Below are 21116 nucleotides of genomic sequence, written 5' to 3'. Positions count from 1 at the left end.
CCGTCAGAGGCTGTCCGGAATCCGGCGGGGGTGCGGCCCTAGCGTGTTCGAGATAACGAACGACGGTCGAAGTGTCGATCGACTGGATCTTAAGGGTCCGGTGAACTGCGTCAATACTTTTCGCACGATTCGCGAGCCAAAATCGCAGATTGAACCAAGCGGCTTCGGGTTCCGTGGTTATGCGGGTCTCTTGTCGTGAGGGGGAGGTGGCAGCGCGTGCGGACGCGGGCTTGGTGATCATTACGGGCCGACGGCGGGGGCCCCGACCGATCAGGCGCGCGTGTGCCTCGCTGCCCTGCTCTGGTTCGAGACGCTCGAAGGCACCGGCGTTGAGGGAATCGTGGCCAAGCCGCTCCGGTCGCCCTACGGGGCCGGCCGTGTGTGGTGTGTTAACTGCACCAGCCGCTCCGATCCGGGGCGGCTGATCGCCGTCTGAAGGAAACTCCTGTTGTTAGACCTGCGTCACGAGTTGATCGAAGGCCGGGCAGATGTACCCGTGTCCGTTCGGTCATCGAGCTGGAAACGATTCCCTGGTACGCGGTTGTCGACGGTGAGGGCACCGCGCTGATGGCCCAGGCCGACGCTGACGAGGACCTCAACTGGGCTGTCTCGGTGGACTCCACCATCGTGCGCGCTCACCAGCACGCGGCCGGGGCTCGCAAAAAGGGGCCCGGCCGGCGAGCCGGACGATCACGCCATCGGCCAGTCCCGCGGCGGACTGACCACGAAGATCCACCTGGTGGCCGACGGTCGCTGCCGACCCCTGGCGTTCGTCCTGACCGCAGGACAGGCCGGTGACGCACCCGCCTTCGAGTAGGTCATGGCCCGCCTGCGAGTGCCACGGCAGCGTGGTCGGCCTCGCACTACTCCGGACATCGTCCTGGCGGCCGACAAGGCGTATTCCTCGCGTGCCATCCACAAGCACCTGCGCAGGCCCGGAATCCGTGCGGTCATCCCCGGCCCGGTCGGCCAGCTGGCACACCGCCTTCGACGCGGCAGCCGGGGCGGCAGGCCGCCCGCCTTCGACCGCGAGACCTACAAGCACCGCAACACCGTCGAGCGGTGCATCAACCGCCTCAAGCAGTGGCGCGGCATCGCCACCCGCTACGAGAAGACAGCCACCATCTACCTGGCCGGACTCCACATCGCAGGCATCTTTCTGTGGTCCGCACGGTGGTCCAAACGAAAGCCCCTAGCTAGATGCTTGATCCGCCGCCGGAGGTGTTGCTCCACCAGGCGCTGTAGGAGTTCAGCGAGTACCGCTTCTGTACGCCGCTGGTCGAGCTGATCTCGAGGCCGAACTGCATCGTGTCGAAGGTGGTGTTGCGCAGGAGGTTCCGCGACGCGGCCCATCGCCAGACCGCCGCGGCGTCGACACCGGCTCATCCGTGTGCGCCGGCAATCGCTTCACCTCCAACGCTGCACGGGCATTGATCCCATGCTTCACCGGTTGTCCGGTGGCAGCCATGCACGCACGGGTCAGGGTCTTGACCGTGTAACCCAGACGGTCCGCGTGCCACCGGTCGTCCCCGGCCGCACATACCGCTGCACCTGTGCAGATCACCATCATCGGCGTCCGGAACATGGCCTGGGGCATCGCCACACGGGCCCCGGTGGGCGGGCACACAGTGACCGTCACCGCCAAGGTCCCGCCAAAGCCGCGCGACTCGCCGGCGAGCTGGGCGCGCACGCCAGGAACCGTCCCCCCAACACTGCCACCGGATACGGCGACGGCATGACCCTGAGTGGTGTCCCGGCCTCGCCCACCTACAGCGCCCTGGTCAACGCCGCCTCCAGCAGTTGCCTGGAGATCTACGGCGGCGGCACGGCCGCGGGCTCGCCCTCGGAGGTCGGACCTGCAACGGCGCCACAACCAGCAGTTCGCCCGCGGCTCCAACAGCGAACTCCAGGTCTCCACAGGCTTGCTTTCACCATGTGCCTCGACTCCAACGGCGTGACGAGTTCGGTCTCCGCTGAGGTGATCGAGAACTGCACCGTCACATCGGTATCGTTGTCCAAGCCCGTGGTTCCTGAATGATCGTTCTGCGTCCAGAACAATGCCAGCTTCTTTGGCGAGCCGCTCCCGCGTCCACCCACGGGCCTCCCGCAGCGCACGGACCCGCTCGGCGAGTGCTCGGGCGTGGTCGTGGGGACGCGCTGAGTGGCGGCTTGCCATGTGTCGTGGTCCTAATGGCAGTTGAGGCGGGGCGGCATGGTGTTCCCGGCCGACTGCGGGGCTGGATTCGCGAACGCGCAGGTCCGAGTGGCCTCAGCCGCCGCACTTCAGACGGCCTCACCGGTCACCTCCTGGGAGACCCTGACCAAGATCTTCTCCCAGATTTCTCCCAAACGATCTCCAGAAACCCGTCAGGGGCCTGATCCACTTGGTGGATCAGGCCCCTGACCTGGTACTTCACTGTCGGGGTGGCGGGATTTGAACCCACGACCTCTTCGTCCCGAACGAAGCGCGCTGCCAAGCTGCGCTACACCCCGATGTCGCTGCTGTCGCGGCGACGACGTTTACTTTAGCCCACCGGTGGCTAGAGACGAAATCCGGTTTTGCCGCGGTGGCGGATGGGGTTCGGGCGGGTGTGGTCGAGGGCTACGAGGAGCACGGCCAGGGCGTAGAAGGAGAGGCCCAGGAGGAGGGCGTTGCCGAGGACGCGTTTGAAGCCGTCCTGGCCGACGTCCAGGAACGGGTAGAGGTACCGGTCCTGGGTGCCCGGGAGGAGCAGCTCGCCTCGGACGAGGCAGAAGGCCAGGTAGGCCAAGGGGTAGAGGAGCCAGGCGCCGGCCTGGCGGAGGTGCAGGCGGCCGGGGGACGTGAGCAGGAGCCAGTCCAGTACCGCTGCTATCGGGGTCACCGTGTGCAGCAGACCGTGGGAGAGGGCCTGCCAGCCCGTCGGGGCGGCGGCCTCGCCCGTGAGGGAGAAGGAACTCGCCTCGTTCGCCAGCAGCAGGTGGTGCACCAAGGCCGCGATGACGACGTAGAGCAGCGTCGCGCCCAGCACGGCACTGGGCAAGGGGCGGCGTGCCGTCCAGGCGCGGCGGGCGGAGAGGGCCATGACCAGTGCCAGCAGCATGTTGCTCTGGATCGCGAAGTGGCTGAGGGCCCGGGACGCGTCGCCGAGGAGCAGCTCCAGCGTCACGCCCGCGGCTGCCACGAGGGCGATCAGCAGGCGGTAGGCCGCGGCCGCGGGGCGGCGGACCGGGGTGACGACGGCCGCGGCGGGCACGGGAGCGGACTTCAGGGCCGGCGGGGACGGGAGCGCGGGGAGGTCCGGGATGTCCCGGGGTATCGGGGCGGTCATGCCCCCACGCTGGCAGAAACGGACATAGGGGGCGATGTGGGTGGGGCTGTGTGGGTTATCCGGCCGGAACCCGCCGCGCTACCTCATGGGCCCACCCGTCGGGCTTCCCCCTGGCCCCTTCGCGCTGCCTCCACTGGCCCCCCGCGCTTCCCTCCCGGTCCCTTCGCGCTACCGGGCAGGGTCCGTCGTGCTCCCCTCCGGGCCCCTTCGCGCTACCGGGCAGGGTCCGTAGTGCTTCCCCCTGGCTCCTTTGCGCTGCCTCCACTGGCCCCCCGTGCTTCCCTCCCGGTCCCTTCGCGCTACCGGGCAGGGTCCGTCGTGCTTCCCTCCGGGCCCCTTCGCGCTACCCTGGCGGGCCCCCTCGCCCTACTTGCCCACGTCCTCGCGCGCGATCAACGTCAGCAACGTGGCCTCCGGAGGGCAAGCGAACCGTACGGGGGTGTAGCGGTTCGTGCCGCAGCCCGCCGAGACGTGGAGGTACGACGTACGACCCTCCGCCGTGTGCGTGGACAGGCCCTTCACGCGGTCCGTGTCGAGGTCGCAGTTGGTGACCAGGGCGCCGTAGAAGGGGATGCACAGCTGGCCGCCGTGGGTGTGGCCGGCCAGGATCAGGGGGTAGGCGTCGGCCGTGAAGGCGTCCAGGGTGCGCAGGTACGGGGCGTGCACGACGCCCATCGAGAAGTCCGCCGCGTCGGACGGGCCGCCCGCCACCCGCGCGTAGCGGTCCCGCTTGATGTGCGGGTCGTCCAGGCCCGTGAGTTCCACCGAGACGCCCTCGAGCTTGAGCTCGCCGCGCGCGTTCGTCAGGTTCAGCCAGCCCGCCGCGTCGAAACCGTCGCGCAGGTCCTCCCACGGGTTGTGCACCGCGCCCTCGGTCGGCGCGTTGCCGTTGAGCCCGTGGCGGCCCTGGACCTTCTCGAGCAGGTAGCGGGCGGGGTTGCGCAGCTTGGGGCCGTAGTAGTCGTTGGAGCCGAAGACGTACGCGCCGGGGAACTCCATCAGAGGACCGAGCGCGTCCAGGACCTCCGGCACGCCCTCCGGGTCGGAGAGGTTGTCACCCGTGTTGATCACGAAGTCGGGGCGCAGACCCGCCAGGGACCGCAGCCAGCGCTGCTTCTTGCGCTGCCCGCCGACCATGTGGATGTCGGAGACCTGGAGCACACGCAGGGGGCGCATTCCCGGAGGCAGGACCGGGACGGTGACCCGGCGGAGGCGGAAGGAGCGGGCTTCGAAGCCCGCGGAGTACAACAGACCGGCGGCACCAGCCGCCGCGATTCCCAGGGGGACTCCGTATCGCGCGCGCATACGACCATCGTGTCAGACCCCGGCCGTGCCCGTGTCCGGGCGGTACCCGAATCCCCTGAGGGCGCTGGGCCTTTGGGCGACCGCCCCGCAAATCGAGGGGCGCCGTTCGTCCCGCACCTGCGACAATCGACCCATGACCACGCTCAAGTCGAAGCTGCAGGAAGACCTCAACGTTGCGATCAAGGAGCGCGACGAGCTCCGCTCCTCGACGCTCCGGCTGACGCTCGCCGCGATCACCAAGGAGGAGGTCGCGGGCAAGGAGAAGCGCGAGCTCTCCGACGACGAGGTCCAGAAGGTGATCACCCGGGAGGCGAAGAAGCGGCGTGAGGCGGCCGACGCCTTCGCGCAGGGTGGTCGTGCCGAGCAGGCCGAGCGGGAGAAGGCGGAGGGCGAGGTGCTCGCCACGTACCTGCCGCAGCAGCTGTCGGACGAGCAGCTCCAGGAGATCGTCGCGCAGGCCGTCGAGGAGGCCAAGGCGGCCGGTGCCGAGGGGCCGCGGGCCATGGGCGCGGTCATGAAGATCGTGAACCCGAAGGTGGCCGGCCAGGCCGAGGGTGGCCGCGTCGCCGCCGCGGTGAAGAAGCTGCTGGCCGGCTGACGCCTTACCTTTCTGCCGTCCGGCTGGTCCTCCAGCCGGACGGGGACGGCCCCCTCCGACCCGTGCGGGTCGGAGGGGGCCGTCCCCGTTTCAGGCGCTCAGTCCCGTTCGGTCATTGCGGCCCCTCGGCCTCAGCCGAACCGGCCGCTGTTGCCGTTCCCGCCGTTGCCCTGGCCCCGGATGAAACCCTCCGGGATGGAGAACGAAGGCGTGGGCTCGCTGCCGCCTCCGCCGTTGTTTCCGCCGACCAGGCCGCCGATGAAGCCGTCGTCGTCGCCGTTGCCCCCGTCGTCGCGGCCGCCGCCGTCCCCGTCCTCGCGGTCACCGTCGCCGCGGTCCCGCGGCTTGCTGTCGGGGATGTGGACGTCGTTGAAGTTTTCGACCGGCTTGCCCTCCAGCGCGCCGGACATCATGTCGCCCCAGATCGGGCCGGGAACCTCGCCGCCGAAGACCTTGCCGTACGACCGGCCGCCGATGGTGATGCCGACCATCTTCCGCTTGTGCGCGGGGTCGCCGACCCACACGGCACCGGCCATGTTCGGCGTGTAGCCCACGAACCAGGCCGCGTAGCGCTCGTCCGTCGTACCGGTCTTACCGGCGCTGGGGCGGCTGCCGAGGCCGGCCTTCTTACCCGTACCGTCCTCGACGACGCCCTTCAGCAGGGCGTTGACGGTGTCGGCGGTGTTCTCCGACATCGCGCGCGAGCAGGTCGACTTCGGGACCTTGAGCGATGTGGTCTTGTCACCGACGCGCCGGTTGACCGACTCGATGGCGACCGGCGTGCAGTGCATGCCGCGCGAGGCGAAGGTCGCGTACGCGTTCGCCATGGTCAGCGGGGACATCTCCTGGGTGCCCAGGGCGATGGAGGGCACCTGCGGCATCTTGTCGCCGTCGGCCCGCGCGACGCCCATCTTCTTGGCCATGGTCGTCACCGGGCAGATGCCGATGTCGCTGATCATCTGCACGTAGTAGGTGTTGACCGACTTGGCGGTCGCTTCCTTCATGTCGTACGGGCCGACCTCGGAGGAGTTCTCGTTCTCCAGCTTGGCCGGGTTGGCGGGGTCGTTCATCCACCGCTTGCCGCCGCAGGCCGAGACCGGGCTCGGGTACGGCATCTGGTACGGCGAGGAGTAGACCTTGTTCGCCGGCATGCCGTCCTCGAGGGCGGCGGCGGCCACGATCGGCTTGAACGTCGAACCGGGCTGGTAGCCGATGCCGCCGCCCATCGACTGGTCGACCGAGAGGTTGATCTGCGTCTCGTTCTTCTTGAAGCCGTACGGACGCGACTGGCCCATGGCGAGGATCTTGCCGGTGCCGGGCTGGACGAGGGTGGCGGCGGTGGCCACCTCGTCGCTCTTGTAGACGTGATCCTTGATGGAGGTCTGCGCCGCGTTCTGGGCCTGCGGGTCCATGGTCGTGCGGATGGTGAGACCGCCCTGGTTCCAGATCTTCGCCCGCTTCTTCTTGGTCTTGCCGAAGACCGGGTCGTTCAGGAAGACCTCGCGCACGTAGTCGCAGAAGAAGCCGGCGCCCTTGACCGCGGTGATGCAGCCGTTCTTGGGCTTGCTGACCTTCAGGCCGAGCGGTGCCTTCATCGCCTCGGCGGCCTGCGCCCTGGAGATGTCGCCGACGGCCGCCATGCGCTGCAGCACGGTGTTGCGGCGCTTGGTGGCTTCCGCCTCGTCGTTGACCGGGTCGTACCGGCTGGGCGACTGGACGATGCCGGCGAGCAGGGCCGACTGCTCCAGGCTGAGGTCCTTGGCGGACCTGGAGAAGTAGCGTCGGGCGGCGGCCTCGACACCGTAGGCCTGCTGGCCGAAGAACGTGATGTTCAGGTAGTTCTCGAGGATCTTCTTCTTGCCCAGCTCCTCCTCGACCTGGATCGCGTACTTGAGCTCGCGGATCTTGCGGCCGATGGTCTGCTGGGTGGCCTGCGCGACCTTGGTCGGGTCGTCGCCCGCCTCCTCGACGAAGACGTTCTTCACGTACTGCTGCGTCAGGGTGGAGGCACCTTCGGAGACCCCGCCGGTCTGCGCGTTCTTGTTGAGGGCGCGCAGGACGCCCTTCAGGTCGACCGCGCCGTGCTGGTAGAAGCGCGAGTCCTCGATCGCGACGATCGCCTTTTGCATGTACGGCGAGATGTCCTTGAGGGGGACCACCGTGCGGTCGCGCGAGTAGACGGTGGCGATCGGGCCGCCGTCGGCGTCGAGGATGGTGGTGCGCTGACTCAGCGGCGGTGTCTTCATGGTGGCCGGGAGATCGTCGAAGCTTTCGACCGATCCCTTGGCCGCCAGTCCCAGCGCGCCCACCGCCGGGAGCGCGATGCCGGCCAGCACGGCTCCCGCGAGGACACTGACACCGAGGAACTTGGCGGCCTGCTGCGTGGGAGACAGACCACCGCCCGAGCGCTTCTTTGGCATGAGGGCAGCCTACGTTCTCATTCGCCGGACAGGCGTATAGGCCTTGGCCTAAGCTGCTCTCGACTGTCACAGCAGCGAGGTCACGTATCAATACGTCCGGCGACCCCGAATCGTTCCGGGTGTTCCCCAACTTTTTCGGTGGGGTCGTGTCCGAATCCGCCTCGTGTGTCATGCGGTGTCCATTGTGACGCAACTGAACTGTCCCGGTTTGTCGGGAAGGTTATATATGTCGCCAGCTCACTCCCCCGGGTGATCTGCCGCTTACCCATAGTCCGTTCGGGCCATTCAAGATTGGGCCCGAAGGGGGTGTTGCGCTGTGCCCACCTTCCGTAACGTCCTCAACTGGCGGCGGTGAATATGCCGCTGCCGCCGTGGGGGAGCCTCGATTCGGGAGAGGACGGCGCCGGTATGGGCTGGGTAACCGACTGGAGTGCGCAGGCGGCCTGCCGCACTACCGATCCGGATGAACTGTTCGTTCAAGGAGCAGCGCAGAACAGGGCCAAGGCGGTGTGCACCGGATGCCCGGTGCGCACGGAGTGCCTGGCCGACGCGCTCGACAACCGCGTCGAGTTCGGCGTGTGGGGAGGCATGACGGAGCGGGAACGCCGCGCACTGCTGCGCAGGCGTCCCACCGTGACCTCCTGGCGCCGGCTGCTGGAGACGGCGCGCACGGAGTACGAGCGGGGGTGCAGTGTCATGCCCCTCGACGACGACGAGATCTACGAGAACTACGCGGCGGTGAGCTGAGGGCTCCCCTCCGGGAGCTCCCAGGCCCAGGCCAGAGGGCCCCTTGCCGGGCCCTTCGCCATCGCCTGTGAGCCCTCAGCGTCGCTCACCGGCCCTACGCCCTCGCCGGGTTGCCCTCAGGCACTTGCTTCGGGCCGGTCGGCGGGGTCGGGAAGCTCGCGATCGTCGGCCGCGAGCCGGTTGCCGATGGCGCGCAGTCCCGCGAGGTCATGCACGTCGCCGGGCAGCGCGGCCACTTCCGTCACGGCCACCTCGGGGTGGAGCGCGGTGAAGCGGTCACGCGTGTGCCGCTCACGGGAGAGCAGCTGCATGCGATCGGCGTGCAGCCTCAGCAGGCCGGCCGTGAGCTGGTCGACGGACCGCTCGGCGTCTTCGGTGTCCTCGGCGGGGGAGCCATCCTCGGGAGCCGATGCCGGAGCCTGAGCTGGTGTTCCGGGCGTGGGAGAGTCTGAACTGTCTTGTGCGTCGGGGGAGTTACGAAGTACTGCTTTCCCGCCCTCCTGATCCACAATGCGGGGCTCTTCAAGATTTTCCGCAGCGGCGAGCGCCCGCTCGGCCGACAACCGGTCGGCGCCGCTGCCGTGCACCCGGTTGAGCACCAGACCGGCTAGCGGCATGTCCTCCGCGGCCAGCCGCTCCACGAAGTAGGCGGCCTCGCGCAGCGCGTCCCGCTCCGGAGCCGCGACCACGAGGAACGCCGTGCCGGGCGCCTGGAGCAGCTTGTACGTCGCGTCCGCTCGGGTGCGGAAGCCGCCGAAGGTCGTGTCCATCGCGGACACGAACGTCTGGACGTCCTTGAGGAGCTGACCGCCGAGCAGCTTGCCGAGGGTGCCGGTCATCATCGACATCCCGACGTTCAGGAACTTCATCCCGGCGCGGCCGCCCAGCTTCGCCGGTGCCGTCAGCAGCCGGATCAGTCGGCCGTCCAGGAACGACCCGAGCCGCTTGGGCGCGTCCAGGAAGTCCAGCGCCGAGCGGGACGGCGGGGTGTCGACGACGATCAGGTCCCACTCGTCCCGGGCACGCAGCTGCCCGAGCTTCTCCATCGCCATGTACTCCTGTGTGCCCGCGAAGCCCGCGGAGAGCGACTGGTAGAAGGGGTTGCCCAGGATGGCGGCCGCCCGCTCACGGTCCGCGTGCGCCTCGACGATCTCGTCGAAGGTGCGCTTCATGTCGAGCATCATCGCGTGCAGCTCCCCGCCCGCGGAGTCGTCGATGCCCTTCACCCGGCGCGGGGTGTTGTCCAACGAGTCGATGCCCATGGACTGGGCGAGCCGGCGGGCCGGATCGATGGTCAGGACGACCACCTTGCGGCCCCGCTCGGCCGCGCGCAGGCCCAGCGCCGCCGCGGTCGTGGTCTTGCCGACACCGCCCGAGCCGCAGCAGACCACGATCCGGGTGGTGGGGTCCTCCAGCAGCGGATCGATGTCGAGCAGGCGTGCCGGGGCGAGATGCGGGCGGGCCGGGTCGTGGGTGTACGCCGGGTCCGGACGGCTCATGACATCCCCTGCTTCCGACTCGCTACGGGCCTTGCCCGTCTGTCCTGGCTCATGACACGCCCTGCTCGCGCAGCTCGCGGGCCAGCTCGTACAGCCCCGCCAGATCCATGCCTTCGGCGAACAGCCGCAGTTCGTGCAGCGGCAGGCCCAGCTCGGTCAGGACCGCGCGCTGCTCGTGCTCCAGCGTGTACCGCTCGGCGTACTCCGCGGCCTGCGCGAGCAGCGGGTCCACCAGCCGCTCGGCGTGCCCGCCGCGCCGCGCCCCGCCGAGCCCGGCGGCCGACAGGGACCGCGCGACAGTGGAACGCGGGACCGTGCGCAGGAGTTCCAGGTCGGTCTCGTCCAACACCTCCGGGCGGACCATGTTCACGATGACCCGTCCCACCGGAAGCCGGGCCGACCGCAGCTCGGCGATGCCGTCCGCGGTCTCCTGGACGGGCATCTCCTCCAGCAGCGTCACCAGGTGCACGGCCGTCTCCGGCGACTTCAGCACCCGCATCACGGCCTGCGCCTGATTGTGTATCGGTCCGATCTTGGCGAGGCCCGCGACCTCGTCGTTCACGTTCAGGAAGCGGGTGATCCGTCCGGTCGGCGGGGCGTCCATCACGACGTAGTCGTACGTGAACCGGCCGCTGCGCTCCTTGCGCCGCACCGCCTCGCAGGCCTTTCCGGTCAGGAGGACGTCCCTGAGGCCGGGCGCGATGGTGGTGGCGAAGTCGATCGCGCCGAGCTTCTTCAGGGCCCGCCCGGCGCTGCCCAGCTTGTAGAACATCTGGAGGTAGTCCAGAAGGGCCAGTTCGGGGTCGATGGCGAGTGCGTACACCTCCCCGCCCCCGGGTGCTACCGCGATTTTCCGTTCCTCATAAGGCAGCGCCTCCGTTTCGAAGAGCTGCGCGATGCCCTGACGGCCCTCGACCTCGACGAGAAGCGTCCGCTTCCCCTCCGTGGCCAGGGCCAGCGCTAGGGCCGCGGCCACCGTGGTCTTGCCGGTACCGCCCTTGCCGCTGACGACCTGGAGCCTGCTCACGTATTCGAGCCTAACCAGTCCGTGGCCGGGCTACGCGGGAGGCTGTGGACAACCGGGGCCGTGGCCTGTGGACGACCGGGGCCGTGGGCGGCCGTGTGGCCCCCTGCGGCAGCGGCTAGAGTCGGCCGCATGACCAAGTGGGAATACGCAACCGTGCCGCTGCTCGTCCACGCCACGAAGCAGATCCTGGACACCTGGGGCGAGGACGGCTGGGAGCTCGTCCAGGTCGTGCCCGGGCCGAACAACCCCGAGCAGCTCGTGGCCTACCTGAAGCGGGCGAAGCAGTAGTGGGCGCCGTCGAGGCGAAGCTGGCCGAGCTCGGCCTGAGCCTTCCCGACGTGGTCCCGCCGCTGGCCGCGTACCAGCCGGCCGTGCAGTCCGGCCCCTACGTCTACACCGCCGGGCAGCTCCCGATGGTGGAGGGCAAGCTTCCGGTCACTGGCAAGGTCGGCGCGGAGGTCACCCCGGAGGAGGCCAAGGAGCTGGCACGCACGTGCGCGCTGAACGCCCTGGCGGCCGTCAAGTCCGTCGCCGGTGACCTGGACCGCATCGCGCGCGTGGTGAAGGTCGTCGGTTTCGTGGCCTCGGCCTCGGACTTCACGGGCCAGCCCGCGGTGCTGAACGGCGCGAGCGAGCTCCTCGGCCAGGTGCTCGGCGACAAGGGCGTGCACGCGCGCAGCGCGGTGGGCGTGGCCGTGCTGCCGCTGGACGCGCCGGTCGAGGTCGAGATCCAGGTGGAGCTCGCGTAGTACCCGCCCGGCACCCACTTCGACGGTCCCAGCTGCGGAATCCGTCCCCGGGGCCGCTCGAACATCCGCCCGTCACGGGATAGCCTCGCGCCCATGGCGAACGGTCAGTGGTACCCCCCGGAGTGGCCGGACCGCATCCGCGCACTCGCGGCCGGCACCCTCACCCCGGTGACCCCGAAGCGCGCGGCCACCGTCATGCTCCTGAAGGACACCGGCAGCGGCCCCGCCGTCCACATGCTGCGCAGACGTGCCTCCATGGCCTTCGCCGGAGGCGCGTACGCCTATCCGGGCGGCGGGGTCGATCCGCGCGACGACGACCATCACGTCCGCTGGGCGGGACCCACGCGAGCGTGGTGGGCGGACCGGCTCGGCGTCGACGAGACGGCGGCCCAGGCGATCGTCTGCGCAGCCGTACGGGAGACGTACGAGGAGGCGGGCGTGCTGCTCGCCGGGCCGGCCTCCGACTCGGTCGTCGGTGACACCACGGGCGCCGACTGGGAGGCGGACCGTGCCGCCCTGGTCGCCCGGGACCTGTCCTTCGCGGAGTTCCTGGACCGCCGTGGGCTGGTCCTGCGCTCGGACCTGCTCGGCGCCTGGACCCGCTGGATCACCCCGGAGTTCGAGGCTCGCCGTTACGACACCTGGTTCTTCGTGGCGGCGCTCCCCGAGGGGCAGCGCACCCGCAACGCCTCGACGGAGGCCGACCGCACGGTGTGGATCGCCCCACGCGAGGCGGCGGCCGGTTACGACAAGGGCGAGCTGCTGATGATGCCGCCGACCATCGCGACCCTGCGCCAGCTGTCGGCGTACGAGACGGCCGCCCGGGCGCTCGATGCCGCCCCGGGCCGTGACCTCACGCCCGTCCTGGCCACCGCCCGCCTGGTGGACGGCGAGATCGTGCTGTCCTGGCCGGGCCACGACGAGTTCACCAAGCACATCCCGACCGGTGGAGCCACCGCATGACGGACGCAGCAGCCCTTCCCGGCCAGCCCCGCGGCGGGGTCCTCTCGGGGCCCGCCACCACGCGGTCCGTGAACGTCCTGGCGCCCAACGCGTCGGCGATGACCCTGGACGGCACCAACACCTGGATCCTCGCCGAACCGGACTCGGATCTCGCCGTCGTGGTCGACCCGGGCCCGCTGGACGACACGCACCTGCGCCGGGTCGTCGCCACGGCCGAACAGGCCGGCAAGCGCGTCGCCCTCACCCTGCTGACCCACGGCCATCCCGACCACGCCGAGGGCGCCGCCCGGTTCGCCGAACTGACCGGCACGCGCGTGCGTGCCCTCGACCCGGCACTGCGCCTGGGCGACGAGGGCCTGGCCGCCGGAGACGTGATCACCACCGGCGGGCTGGAACTGCGCGTCGTACCGACCCCCGGTCACACCGCCGACTCCCTCTGCTTCCACCTCCCGGCCGACCGGGCGGTCCTCACCGGCGACACGATCCTCGGCCGCGGCACGACGGTCGTGGCGCACCCCGACGGTCGCCTGGGCGACTACCTGGACTCCCTGCGGCGCCTGCGTTCCCTCACGGTCGACGACGGCGTCCACACGGTCCTGCCCGGCCACGGCCCGGTCCTCGACGACGCCCAGGGTGCCGTCGAGTACTACCTCGCCCACCGCGCCAACCGCCTCGCCCAGGTCGAGACAGCCGTCGAGGACGGCTACCGCACCCCCACGGAAGTCGTCACCCGCGTCTACGCCGACGTGGACCGCTCCCTGTGGCCGGCGGCGGAACTGTCGGTACGGGCCCAGATGGACTACCTGGAGGAGCACGGGCTCATCTGACCGCCCCTGATACGTCCTCGGGCCCCGTCTCGTGAGGAGACGGGGCCCGAGGACGTACGGCAGGGGTGCGCGCGTCAGCGCGAGCGCTTGGCGAGGCGTTCCACGTCCAGGAGGATCACCGCGCGGGCCTCCAGGCGCAGCCAGCCGCGCTGAGCGAAGTCCGCGAGGGCCTTGTTGACCGTCTCGCGGGACGCGCCGACCAGCTGGGCCAGCTCCTCCTGCGTGAGGTCGTGGACGACGTGGATACCCTCCTCGGACTGCACGCCGAACCGGCGGGACAGGTCGAGCAGGGCGCGGGCGACACGGCCCGGGACGTCCGAGAAGACGAGGTCGGACATGGCGTCGTTGGTCTTGCGCAGTCGGCGCGCGACGGCGCGCAGGAGCGCCGTGGCCACCTCCGGGCGGGCGTTCAGCCAGGGCTGGAGGTCGCCGTGGCCGAGGCCGAGCAGCTTGACCTCGGTCAGAGCCGTGGCGGTCGCCGTGCGGGGGCCCGGGTCGAACAGCGAGAGCTCGCCGATGAGCTCGCCGGGGCCGACCACGGCGAGCATGTTCTCGCGGCCGTCGGGGGACGTGCGGTGGAGCTTCACCTTGCCCTCGGTGACCACGTACAGGCGGTCACCGGGGTCGCCCTCGTGGAACAGCGAGTCACCGCGGGCGAGGGTCACCTCACTCATGGAGGCGCGGAGCTCCGCGGCCTGCTCGTCATCGAGCGCCGCGAAGAGCGGATTGCGCCGCAGAACGTCGTCCACGAGTTCTCTCCTATTCGACCTGCTCAGGGGATCTTGCTCCCCCGTGTACCGAGGGACCGTGGTGCCCATTTTGTCGGGCGGTCCAAACAGTGTGATCTGTCACAAGGATGCCGCACACGTGTCCTGGGGTACGCGGCAGGGGTCCAATTGGACGCCGATCTTCAGGGGCCGGGGCGGATGCCGGTGCCGGGCCTTAGGCTGGCCGGGTGTCCAAATCGCCGGTGAGAGCACAGGCCGAGGGGGCTGCGCGGGTGGTTGTACGTCGCGATTCCGCTGTGGGCGAACAGGGTTCCGATGGCGGTAGGAAAACGGCGAAAGGGAACAAGACGGAACCGGTGAAGAAGACGGCTTCCGCGAAGAAAGCCGCGTCTGTGGAGAAGGCCACGCCTGTGAAGAAGGCGGCGCCCGTGGAGAAGGCCGCGTCTGTAAAGAAGGCGGCGCCTGCGGAGAAGGCCGCGTCAGGCAAGAAGGCGGCGCCTGCGGAGAAGGCCGCGTCAGGCAAGAAGGCGGCGACTGCGAGGAAGACCGCGTCCAAGGCCTCCACCGCCGAGAAGGCCTCGAAGGGTGCCGCCGTGAAGAAGGCGCCCGCGGCCAAGAAGGTCGTGGCCGCGCCGCAGAAGGCCACCGCCCGTCTCAAGGGCGCCGCCCCCGCCAAGGCCGTCGTCCACCCGCCGAGCGACGAGTCGCCCACCGCCCTGGTCCGCCGGGCCCGCCGTATCAACCGCGAGCTCGCCGAGGTCTATCCGTACGCGCACCCCGAGCTGGACTTCGACAACCCCTTCCAACTGGTCGTCGCCACCGTCCTGTCCGCCCAGACGACCGACCTGCGCGTCAACCAGACGACACCCTCCCTCTTCGCCGCGTACCCGACCCCCGAGGATCTGGCCGCCGCCAACCCCGAGGAGGTGGAGGAGATCCTCCGCCCGTGCGGCTTCTTCCGGGCCAAGACGAAGTCGGTCATAGGGCTGTCGAAGGCCCTGGTGGAGGACTTCGGCGGTGAGGTGCCCGGCCGTCTGGAGGACCTGGTCAAGCTGCCCGGCGTCGGCCGCAAGACCGCGTTCGTGGTGCTGGGCAACGCCTTCGGGCGCCCCGGCATCACCGTCGACACGCACTTCCAGCGCCTGGTGCGCCGCTGGCGGTGGACCGCCGAGACCGACCCGGACAAGATCGAGGCCGCCGTCGGCGCGCTCTTCCCGAAGAGCGACTGGACGGATCTCTCGCATCACGTGATCTGGCACGGCCGCCGTATCTGCCACGCCCGCAAGCCCGCGTGCGGCGCCTGCCCGATCGCCCCGCTCTGCCCGGCGTACGGCGAGGGCGAGACGGACCCGGAGAAGGCGAAGAAGCTCCTCAAGTACGAGAAGGGCGGCTTCCCCGGCCAGCGTCTGAAGCCCCCGCAGGCCTATCTGGACGCGGGCGGTACACCGGCGCCGCCGCTGGGGGCCGGATGAGCTGCCCGAACCCCCCGGTGCGCCGTCCGCGCCCTCCGGCAGGCCCCCCGACGAGCCCGACGCGCCGCCCTTTCAGGGGATCGAGGGCGCTCGTGGAACGATCTCGGGCCCGCCACGCGTTGGATGCGGCAGGACGACGGGGGTGGCGATGACGCGGGCGAGCGACACACAGGGCGGCCCGGTGGCACTGAGCAAGGACGGGCTGCCCGGCTGGCTGCACCCGGTGGTGCACGCCGTGGAGACGGTCCGGCCCGGGCAGCTGAGCCGGTTCCTGCCGCCGGCGGACGGGGCCGGGCGCCAGTCCGCCGTGCTGGTCCTGTTCGGTGAGGGCGCGCACGGACCGGAGCTGCTGCTGATGGAGCGTGCGAGCTCCCTGCGCTCGCACGCCGGCCAGCCCTCCTTCCCGGGCGGTGCCCTCGACCCGGAGGACGGCGACCCGTCCGGCGACGGCCCGCTGCGGGCCGCCCTGCGCGAGGCGGAGGAGGAGACCGGCCTCGACCCCTCGGGCGTTCAGCTCTTCGGTGTCCTGCCCCGGCTGTACATCCCGGTCAGCGGCTTCGTCGTCACGCCGGTGCTGGGCTGGTGGCGCGAACCGACCCCGGTCGGAGTCGTCGATCCGAACGAGACCGCCCGCGTCTTCACCGTCCCCGTGGCGGATCTCACGGATCCCGCCAACCGAGCGACCGCCGTTCACCCCAGCGGCCACCGAGGTCCGGCATTTATGGTCGAATCAGCCCTTGTCTGGGGTTTCACGGCCGGAATCATCGACCGGCTGCTGCACTTCGCGGGCTGGGAGCGGCCCTGGGACCGGGAGAAGCAGGTCCCGCTCGACTGGCGCGCATGACAGGGTGGCCTCCGTGAACGTGCTGGACATCTTGCTGCTGGTCGCCGCCGTGTGGTTCGCGGTCGTGGGGTACCGCCAGGGGTTCGTCGTCGGCATCCTGTCGGTGATCGGCTTCCTGGGCGGCGGTCTCGTCGCGGTCTACCTGCTGCCCGTCATCTGGGACGCGCTGACGGACAACGCGGAGGTGAGCACGACCGCCGCCGTCGTCGCGGTCATCGTCGTCATCGTCTGCGCATCCGTCGGCCAGGCCCTGACCACCCACCTCGGCAACAAGCTGCGCCGGCACATCACCTGGTCCCCGGCCCGGGCCCTGGACGCCACCGGCGGCGCGCTCGTCAACGTCGTGGCGATGCTCCTGGTCGCCTGGCTGATCGGCTCCGCCCTCGCGGGCACGACGCTGCCGACCCTCGGCAAGGAGGTCCGCAACTCCAAGGTGCTGCTGGGCGTCTCGCAGGCGCTGCCGGACCAGGCGGCCACGTGGTTCGCGGACTTCTCCTCCGTCCTCGCGCAGAACGGCTTCCCGCAGGTCTTCAGCCCGTTCTCGAACGAGCCGATCACCGACGTCCAGCCGCCCGACCCGGCGCTGGCGAACAGCCCCGTGGCGAACCGTGCCCAGCGCTCCATCGTCAAGGTCATGGGCACGGCCCCGAGCTGCGGCAAAGTCCTGGAGGGTACCGGCTTCGTCTTCTCCGGCCGCCGTGTGATGACCAACGCGCACGTGGTGGGCGGGGTCGACGAGCCGACCGTGCAGATAGGCGGCGAGGGCAGGAAGTACGACGCCAAGGTCGTGCTCTACGACTGGCGGCGCGACATCGCCGTCCTCGACGTGCCGGATCTCAAGGCGCCCGTGCTGCGGTTCACCGACAAGGACGCGAGCAGCGGGGACAGCGCGATCGTCGCCGGCTTCCCGGAGAACGGGGCGTACGACGTGCGGGCCGCGCGCGTGCGGGGCCGCATCACGGCCAACGGCCCGGACATCTACCACCGCGGCACGGTCCGCCGCGACGTCTACTCCCTCTTCGCGACCGTCCGCCAGGGCAACTCCGGCGGCCCGCTGCTCACGCCCGACGGCAAGGTCTACGGCGTCGTCTTCGCCAAGTCGCTCGACGACGCCCAGACGGGATACGCGCTGACCGTGGACGAGATCCAGGAGGACATCACCAAGGGGCGCACCGCCGACCAGCAGGTGGGCAGCGACAGCTGCGCCCTCTAGGAGCGGTCCTGGAGCGGGAGGTGTCGGGGCGTCACTCGCGCGAGTGGCGCCTCAATCGCGTGTAGGACGCAGTCGTACGGAGACCCAGCGGGCCCGGCGGCGGAGGATACGCGGAATCCCGACCCGGGGATCCGCGGTCGCCATCTGCGGTGCGCCGCTTCGCCGGTGGGGGTTCGCACCGCCCGCCGAGCGGCGATTGCGGGTTGCGTCACTGTAGTCGTGCGTCCAGCCCATACCCCGACGTGTGCCCCCGCCCCATGGTCGATAACCGCTCCCGGAGCGTCCAATTGGCCTATGCGCCGGGCAATTGGCCGTTCGTAGGACAAGTGTTCAGGTGCCGGTGGGGCGGGTGGGGCCGACCGGTCACCGGTCGGGTTCGGGATCCCGCAGCCAGTTGATGAGTTCCGAGGAGAACGCGACCGGGTCCTCCTCGTGCGGGAAGTGTCCGAGGCCGTCGAACAGGCGCCAGCGGTAGGGGGCTTCGACGTACTCGCCGGAACCTGCCGCGCTGCGCGTGCGCATCACGGGATCGAGCGAGCCGTGCAGGTGGAGCGTCGGCACCCGCACGGGCCGCTTCATCCGCCGGTTGAACTGGATGCCGTCCGGGCGGGCCAGGGAGCGCACCATCCAGCGGTACGGCTCGACCGCGCAGTGAGCGGCGGAGGGGATGCACATGGCGCGGCGGTAGGTCTGCAGCGCCTCCTCCTCGGGCGGGCGCGGCCCGGACCACTCCTGGATCAGCTCCGCGACGAGCGCACCGTCGTCGGCGGTGAGCTGCCGCTCCGGGATCCAGGGCCGCTGGAACCCCCAGATGTGTGAACCGGCGCGGGTCTGCTTGACGTCCCTCAGCATGGCCGAGCGCCAGCGCCGCGGGTGCGGCATGGACGCGACCGCGAGCCGCCGCACGAGCTTGGGGCGCATCGCGGCCGCCGTCCAGGCGAGGTATCCGCCCAGGTCGTGGCCGACCAGCGCGGCGTCCGGCTCGCCGAGGGAGCGGATGACGCCGGTGACGTCGAGCGCGAGGTTGGCGGGGTCGTAGCCGCGCGGTGTGCGGTCGCTGCCGCCGACACCCCGCAGGTCCATGGCGACGGCCCGGTAGCCCGCGTCGGCGAGCGCCACCAACTGGTGCCGCCAGGTCCACCAGAACTGCGGGAAGCCGTGCAGCAGCAGCACCAGCGGCCCGTCACCCAGCTCGGCGATGTGGAAGCGGGCGCCGTTGGCGGCGACGTCGCGGTGGCTCCAGGGGCCGTCCAGCAGGACGGCCGGAGCCGGGGGTTCCGAAGGTGTGGCGGGGTCCGTCATGAGGACGAGCGTGCCACAGCCTCGATGGCCTCGGGGACCCGGTCCTTCGGGAGCTCCGGCCGCGGGTGCGGCTTGGCCTTCTGCAGCACGACCGCGGTCTCCTTCATCGACGCGGCGACCTTCTGCGGGCCCTTGCTCTTCTTGGCCTTCTTCGCGAAGGCCACGCCGACCAGTGCGAGGACGAGCGCGACCAGCACGTTCGCCGCGAACGACAGGAGGAAGCAGACCGCGAGGTTCCAGTCGCTCCAGGTGCGGATGCCGTACGCCAGCGCGAAGTTCAGCATCGGCAGGGAGAAGATCAGCACGGCACCGGCCGCCGAGAAGGCCCCTCCGCTGGTCGCGCCGCGCTTCACGTCCTGTTTGAGCTGCGCCTTCGCCAGCGCGATCTCGTCGTGCACCAGCGCCGACATTTCCGCCGTCGCCGAGGCGAACAGCTGGCCGATGCTGCGTTCGGCGCCGACCGGGCTGCCGTCGGGTGCGCTCATCGCGAGTCTCCCTCTTCTGCGTACGGTCCGATGTCCGCGTCTTCTGCCTGACGCGTGCGCGGTCGTCCGACTGCGCACGGCATGACTGCGTACGGTCCCGTCTTTTGTACCGTCTCGTCAGATCATGCCGGACGGTGGTGGTCCTCGCCTGCCCCGCCCGGCACTTCGGCAAGCCCGTGGCGCGCGGCTGCCTTCTCCTGGGCGATCCTGCGGTGTTCGGCGGCCTTGCGCTCGTAGAGCGCGGCGAGCCGCAGGTGGTACGCCGGGTCGTCCTCCTCGTAGACGTCCGGGATGCCGTCGGCGTCCTCGTCGCGCTCCTCCTCCGCCCACAGCCGGCGGTACTTGGCGTTCCGTATCTTCAGCAGAACGGTCGCGAGTGTCGCGGCGATCAGCGAGCCCAGCAGGACGGCGGCCTTGACCTCGTTCGTCATCGCCTGGTCGCCCTCGAAGGCGAGTTCGCCGATGAGCAGTGAGACGGTGAAGCCGATGCCGGCGAGGGCCGCCACGGCGAACACGTCCGCCCAGGCGAGGTCGTCGCTGAGCGACGCCCGGGTGAAACGGGCCGCCAGCCACGTCCCGCCGAAGATGCCGAGTGCCTTGCCGAGGACGAGCCCGAGGACGACACCGAGGGTCTCGGGCCGGGTGAACACGTCGGCGAGCGCCCCGCCGGACACGGCGACCCCCGCGCTGAACAGGGCGAACAGGGGGACGGCCAGGCCCGCGGACAGGGGCCGTACGAGGTGCTCGACGCGTTCGCCGGGGGAGCGGTCCTCGCCCTCGTGGCGGTGGCAGCGCAGCATCAGGCCCATGGCGACACCGGCGATGGTGGCGTGGATGCCGCTGTTGTACATCAGCGCCCAGATGACGAGGGCGAGCGGCACGTACACGTACCAGCCGCGGACGCCCTTGCGCAGGAGCAGCCAGAAGAGCAGAAGACCGGCGGCGGCACCGCCGAGAGCGGCGAAGTTCAGGTCGGCGGTGAAGAACACCGCGATGATCAGGATCGCGAAGAGGTCGTCGACGACGGCGAGCGTGAGCAGGAAGGCCCGCAGCGCACTCGGCAGGGACGTGCCGATGACGGCGAGCACGGCGAGCGCGAACGCGATGTCGGTGGCGGTCGGCACGGCCCAGCCGGCCAGGGAGCCACCGCCGACGACGGTGGTGAGGGTGTAGACGAGCGCCGGTACGGCCATGCCGCAGAGCGCGGCGACGACCGGGAGCGCGGCGGCCTTCGGGTCGCGCAGGTCACCGGCCACGAGTTCCCGCTTGAGCTCGATCCCCGCGACGAAGAAGAAGACCGCCAGCAGCCCGTCGGCGGCCCAGTGCGCGATCGACAGGTCGAGGCCGAGGGCGGCGGGGCCCAGGTGGAAGTGGGAGACGCTCTCGTAGCTGTCGCGCAGCGCGGGGATGTTCGCCCAGAGCAGCGCGGCGACCGCGGCGGCGAGCAACAGCAGCCCGCCGACGGTCTCGGTGCGCAGCGCGTCCGTCACGTAGGTCCGCTCGGGCAGCGACAGCCGGCCGAGGACCTTGCGGGGGGTGGTGGAGCGGGACGCGGTCACGGAGAACCTCCGGTCGGTGGGCAGGACGGAGCACATGCCGACCAGACTTCCCGGCGCACCATGGATC

Annotated in this window: 19 protein-coding genes, 1 tRNA gene and 2 pseudogenes; 10 read left to right on the top strand and 12 right to left on the bottom strand. The window is 70.4% G+C overall.

Features of this window, described 5'->3' with window-relative positions; genetic code table 11:
• Positions 1-606 precede the first annotated feature (606 nt).
• A pseudogene (locus tag ACIQHQ_RS32970) lies at positions 607-1165 on the top strand (IS5 family transposase); the annotation flags it as partial.
• A 195-nt stretch (positions 1166-1360) separates the two neighbouring features.
• Here ACIQHQ_RS32970 and ACIQHQ_RS32965 read toward each other — a convergent pair.
• From ACIQHQ_RS32965 to ACIQHQ_RS32950, 4 genes and pseudogenes are all read right to left on the bottom strand, one after another.
• Positions 1361-1516, bottom strand: a pseudogene (locus ACIQHQ_RS32965) (AraC family transcriptional regulator); the annotation flags it as partial.
• 903 nt (positions 1517-2419) lie between these two features.
• Positions 2420-2493 (bottom strand) — tRNA-Pro (locus ACIQHQ_RS32960).
• Positions 2494-2540: 47 nt separating this feature from the next.
• On the bottom strand, positions 2541-3311 hold the full coding sequence (locus ACIQHQ_RS32955; protein ID WP_402619116.1) for a Pr6Pr family membrane protein: 771 nt from the start codon (positions 3309-3311) through the stop codon (positions 2541-2543).
• Between the two features lie 366 nt (positions 3312-3677).
• Positions 3678-4616 carry a metallophosphoesterase gene (locus tag ACIQHQ_RS32950; protein ID WP_402619113.1) on the bottom strand — a complete coding sequence of 313 codons (939 nt, stop codon included), beginning with the start codon at positions 4614-4616 and terminating at the stop codon, positions 3678-3680.
• Between the two features lie 133 nt (positions 4617-4749).
• On the opposite strand from ACIQHQ_RS32950, the gene ACIQHQ_RS32945 reads away from it, so the two are divergent.
• Positions 4750-5214 carry a GatB/YqeY domain-containing protein gene (locus ACIQHQ_RS32945; protein WP_031105819.1) on the top strand — a complete coding sequence of 155 codons (465 nt, stop codon included), beginning with the start codon at positions 4750-4752 and terminating at the stop codon, positions 5212-5214.
• Positions 5215-5345: 131 nt separating this feature from the next.
• On the opposite strand, the gene ACIQHQ_RS32940 is transcribed toward ACIQHQ_RS32945, so the two are convergent.
• Positions 5346-7634 carry a transglycosylase domain-containing protein gene (locus ACIQHQ_RS32940; protein ID WP_402619110.1) on the bottom strand — a complete coding sequence of 763 codons (2289 nt, stop codon included), beginning with the start codon at positions 7632-7634 and terminating at the stop codon, positions 5346-5348.
• A gap of 408 nt (positions 7635-8042) precedes the next feature.
• Between ACIQHQ_RS32940 and wblA the strand changes: the two genes are divergently transcribed.
• Positions 8043-8381, top strand: coding sequence for a transcriptional regulator WblA (wblA, locus tag ACIQHQ_RS32935; protein ID WP_402619107.1), 339 nt, complete (start codon positions 8043-8045; stop codon positions 8379-8381).
• Positions 8382-8497: 116 nt separating this feature from the next.
• Here wblA and ACIQHQ_RS32930 read toward each other — a convergent pair whose 3' ends face one another.
• Both ACIQHQ_RS32930 and ACIQHQ_RS32925 read right to left on the bottom strand, forming a co-directional pair.
• A complete protein-coding gene (locus ACIQHQ_RS32930; RefSeq protein ID WP_402619104.1) occupies positions 8498-9880 on the bottom strand; it encodes an ArsA family ATPase in 1383 nt (460 codons plus the stop codon).
• Between the two features lie 49 nt (positions 9881-9929).
• Complete coding sequence (locus ACIQHQ_RS32925) at positions 9930-10907, bottom strand: ArsA family ATPase (RefSeq protein ID WP_402619102.1); 978 nt, start codon at positions 10905-10907, stop codon at positions 9930-9932.
• Between the two features lie 129 nt (positions 10908-11036).
• On the opposite strand from ACIQHQ_RS32925, the gene ACIQHQ_RS32920 reads away from it, so the two are divergent.
• From ACIQHQ_RS32920 to ACIQHQ_RS32905, 4 genes are all read left to right on the top strand, one after another.
• Positions 11037-11195 (top strand): DUF4177 domain-containing protein, encoded by a 159-nt coding sequence (locus tag ACIQHQ_RS32920; RefSeq protein WP_093708112.1) that lies wholly within the window; start codon positions 11037-11039, stop codon positions 11193-11195.
• Positions 11195-11656, top strand: a complete 462-nt coding sequence (locus tag ACIQHQ_RS32915; RefSeq protein WP_402619100.1) for a RidA family protein — start codon at positions 11195-11197, stop codon at positions 11654-11656. The genes ACIQHQ_RS32920 and ACIQHQ_RS32915 overlap by 1 nt, the downstream gene beginning before the upstream one ends.
• 93 nt (positions 11657-11749) lie before the next feature.
• The gene (locus ACIQHQ_RS32910; protein WP_402619097.1) at positions 11750-12619 is read left to right on the top strand and encodes an NUDIX hydrolase; all 870 of its coding nucleotides are present in this window, start codon (positions 11750-11752) and stop codon (positions 12617-12619) included.
• Positions 12616-13446 carry an MBL fold metallo-hydrolase gene (locus ACIQHQ_RS32905; RefSeq protein WP_402619094.1) on the top strand — a complete coding sequence of 277 codons (831 nt, stop codon included), beginning with the start codon at positions 12616-12618 and terminating at the stop codon, positions 13444-13446. The genes ACIQHQ_RS32910 and ACIQHQ_RS32905 overlap by 4 nt, the downstream gene beginning before the upstream one ends.
• Before the next feature lie 74 nt (positions 13447-13520).
• Here ACIQHQ_RS32905 and ACIQHQ_RS32900 read toward each other — a convergent pair whose 3' ends face one another.
• Positions 13521-14195 (bottom strand): Crp/Fnr family transcriptional regulator, encoded by a 675-nt coding sequence (locus ACIQHQ_RS32900; RefSeq protein ID WP_010031945.1) that lies wholly within the window; start codon positions 14193-14195, stop codon positions 13521-13523.
• Between the two features lie 335 nt (positions 14196-14530).
• Between ACIQHQ_RS32900 and nth the strand changes: the two genes are divergently transcribed.
• The 3 genes from nth to ACIQHQ_RS32885 all read left to right on the top strand — a co-directional run bounded on the left by nth (position 14531) and on the right by ACIQHQ_RS32885 (position 17703).
• Entirely contained in the window at positions 14531-15646 is a 1116-nt protein-coding gene (gene nth, locus ACIQHQ_RS32895) for an endonuclease III (protein WP_402619091.1), read from the top strand.
• Positions 15647-15794: 148 nt separating this feature from the next.
• Positions 15795-16490: an NUDIX hydrolase gene (locus ACIQHQ_RS32890; protein ID WP_402619088.1), complete on the top strand. Its 696-nt coding sequence runs from the start codon at positions 15795-15797 to the stop codon at positions 16488-16490.
• 13 nt (positions 16491-16503) lie between these two features.
• Positions 16504-17703 carry a MarP family serine protease gene (locus tag ACIQHQ_RS32885; protein ID WP_402619085.1) on the top strand — a complete coding sequence of 400 codons (1200 nt, stop codon included), beginning with the start codon at positions 16504-16506 and terminating at the stop codon, positions 17701-17703.
• Positions 17704-17754: 51 nt separating this feature from the next.
• Here the strand turns inward: ACIQHQ_RS32885 and ACIQHQ_RS32880 are convergent, their stop codons facing one another.
• From ACIQHQ_RS32880 to nhaA, 4 genes are all read right to left on the bottom strand, one after another.
• Positions 17755-17937 carry a hypothetical protein gene (locus tag ACIQHQ_RS32880; RefSeq protein WP_283968055.1) on the bottom strand — a complete coding sequence of 61 codons (183 nt, stop codon included), beginning with the start codon at positions 17935-17937 and terminating at the stop codon, positions 17755-17757.
• Between the two features lie 129 nt (positions 17938-18066).
• Positions 18067-19005, bottom strand: coding sequence for an alpha/beta fold hydrolase (locus tag ACIQHQ_RS32875; RefSeq protein ID WP_402619081.1), 939 nt, complete (start codon positions 19003-19005; stop codon positions 18067-18069).
• Positions 19002-19490: a phage holin family protein gene (locus ACIQHQ_RS32870; protein WP_402619078.1), complete on the bottom strand. Its 489-nt coding sequence runs from the start codon at positions 19488-19490 to the stop codon at positions 19002-19004. The genes ACIQHQ_RS32875 and ACIQHQ_RS32870 overlap by 4 nt, the downstream gene beginning before the upstream one ends.
• Positions 19491-19612: 122 nt before the next feature.
• Positions 19613-21049: a Na+/H+ antiporter NhaA gene (gene nhaA / locus ACIQHQ_RS32865; RefSeq protein ID WP_402619132.1), complete on the bottom strand. Its 1437-nt coding sequence runs from the start codon at positions 21047-21049 to the stop codon at positions 19613-19615.
• Positions 21050-21116: the final 67 nt, after the last annotated feature.

Source organism: Streptomyces sp. NPDC092370 (assembly GCF_044755265.1).
Classification (GTDB): Bacteria; Actinomycetota; Actinomycetes; order Streptomycetales; family Streptomycetaceae; genus Streptomyces.
This window is presented reverse-complemented; position numbering and strand designations above follow the sequence as displayed.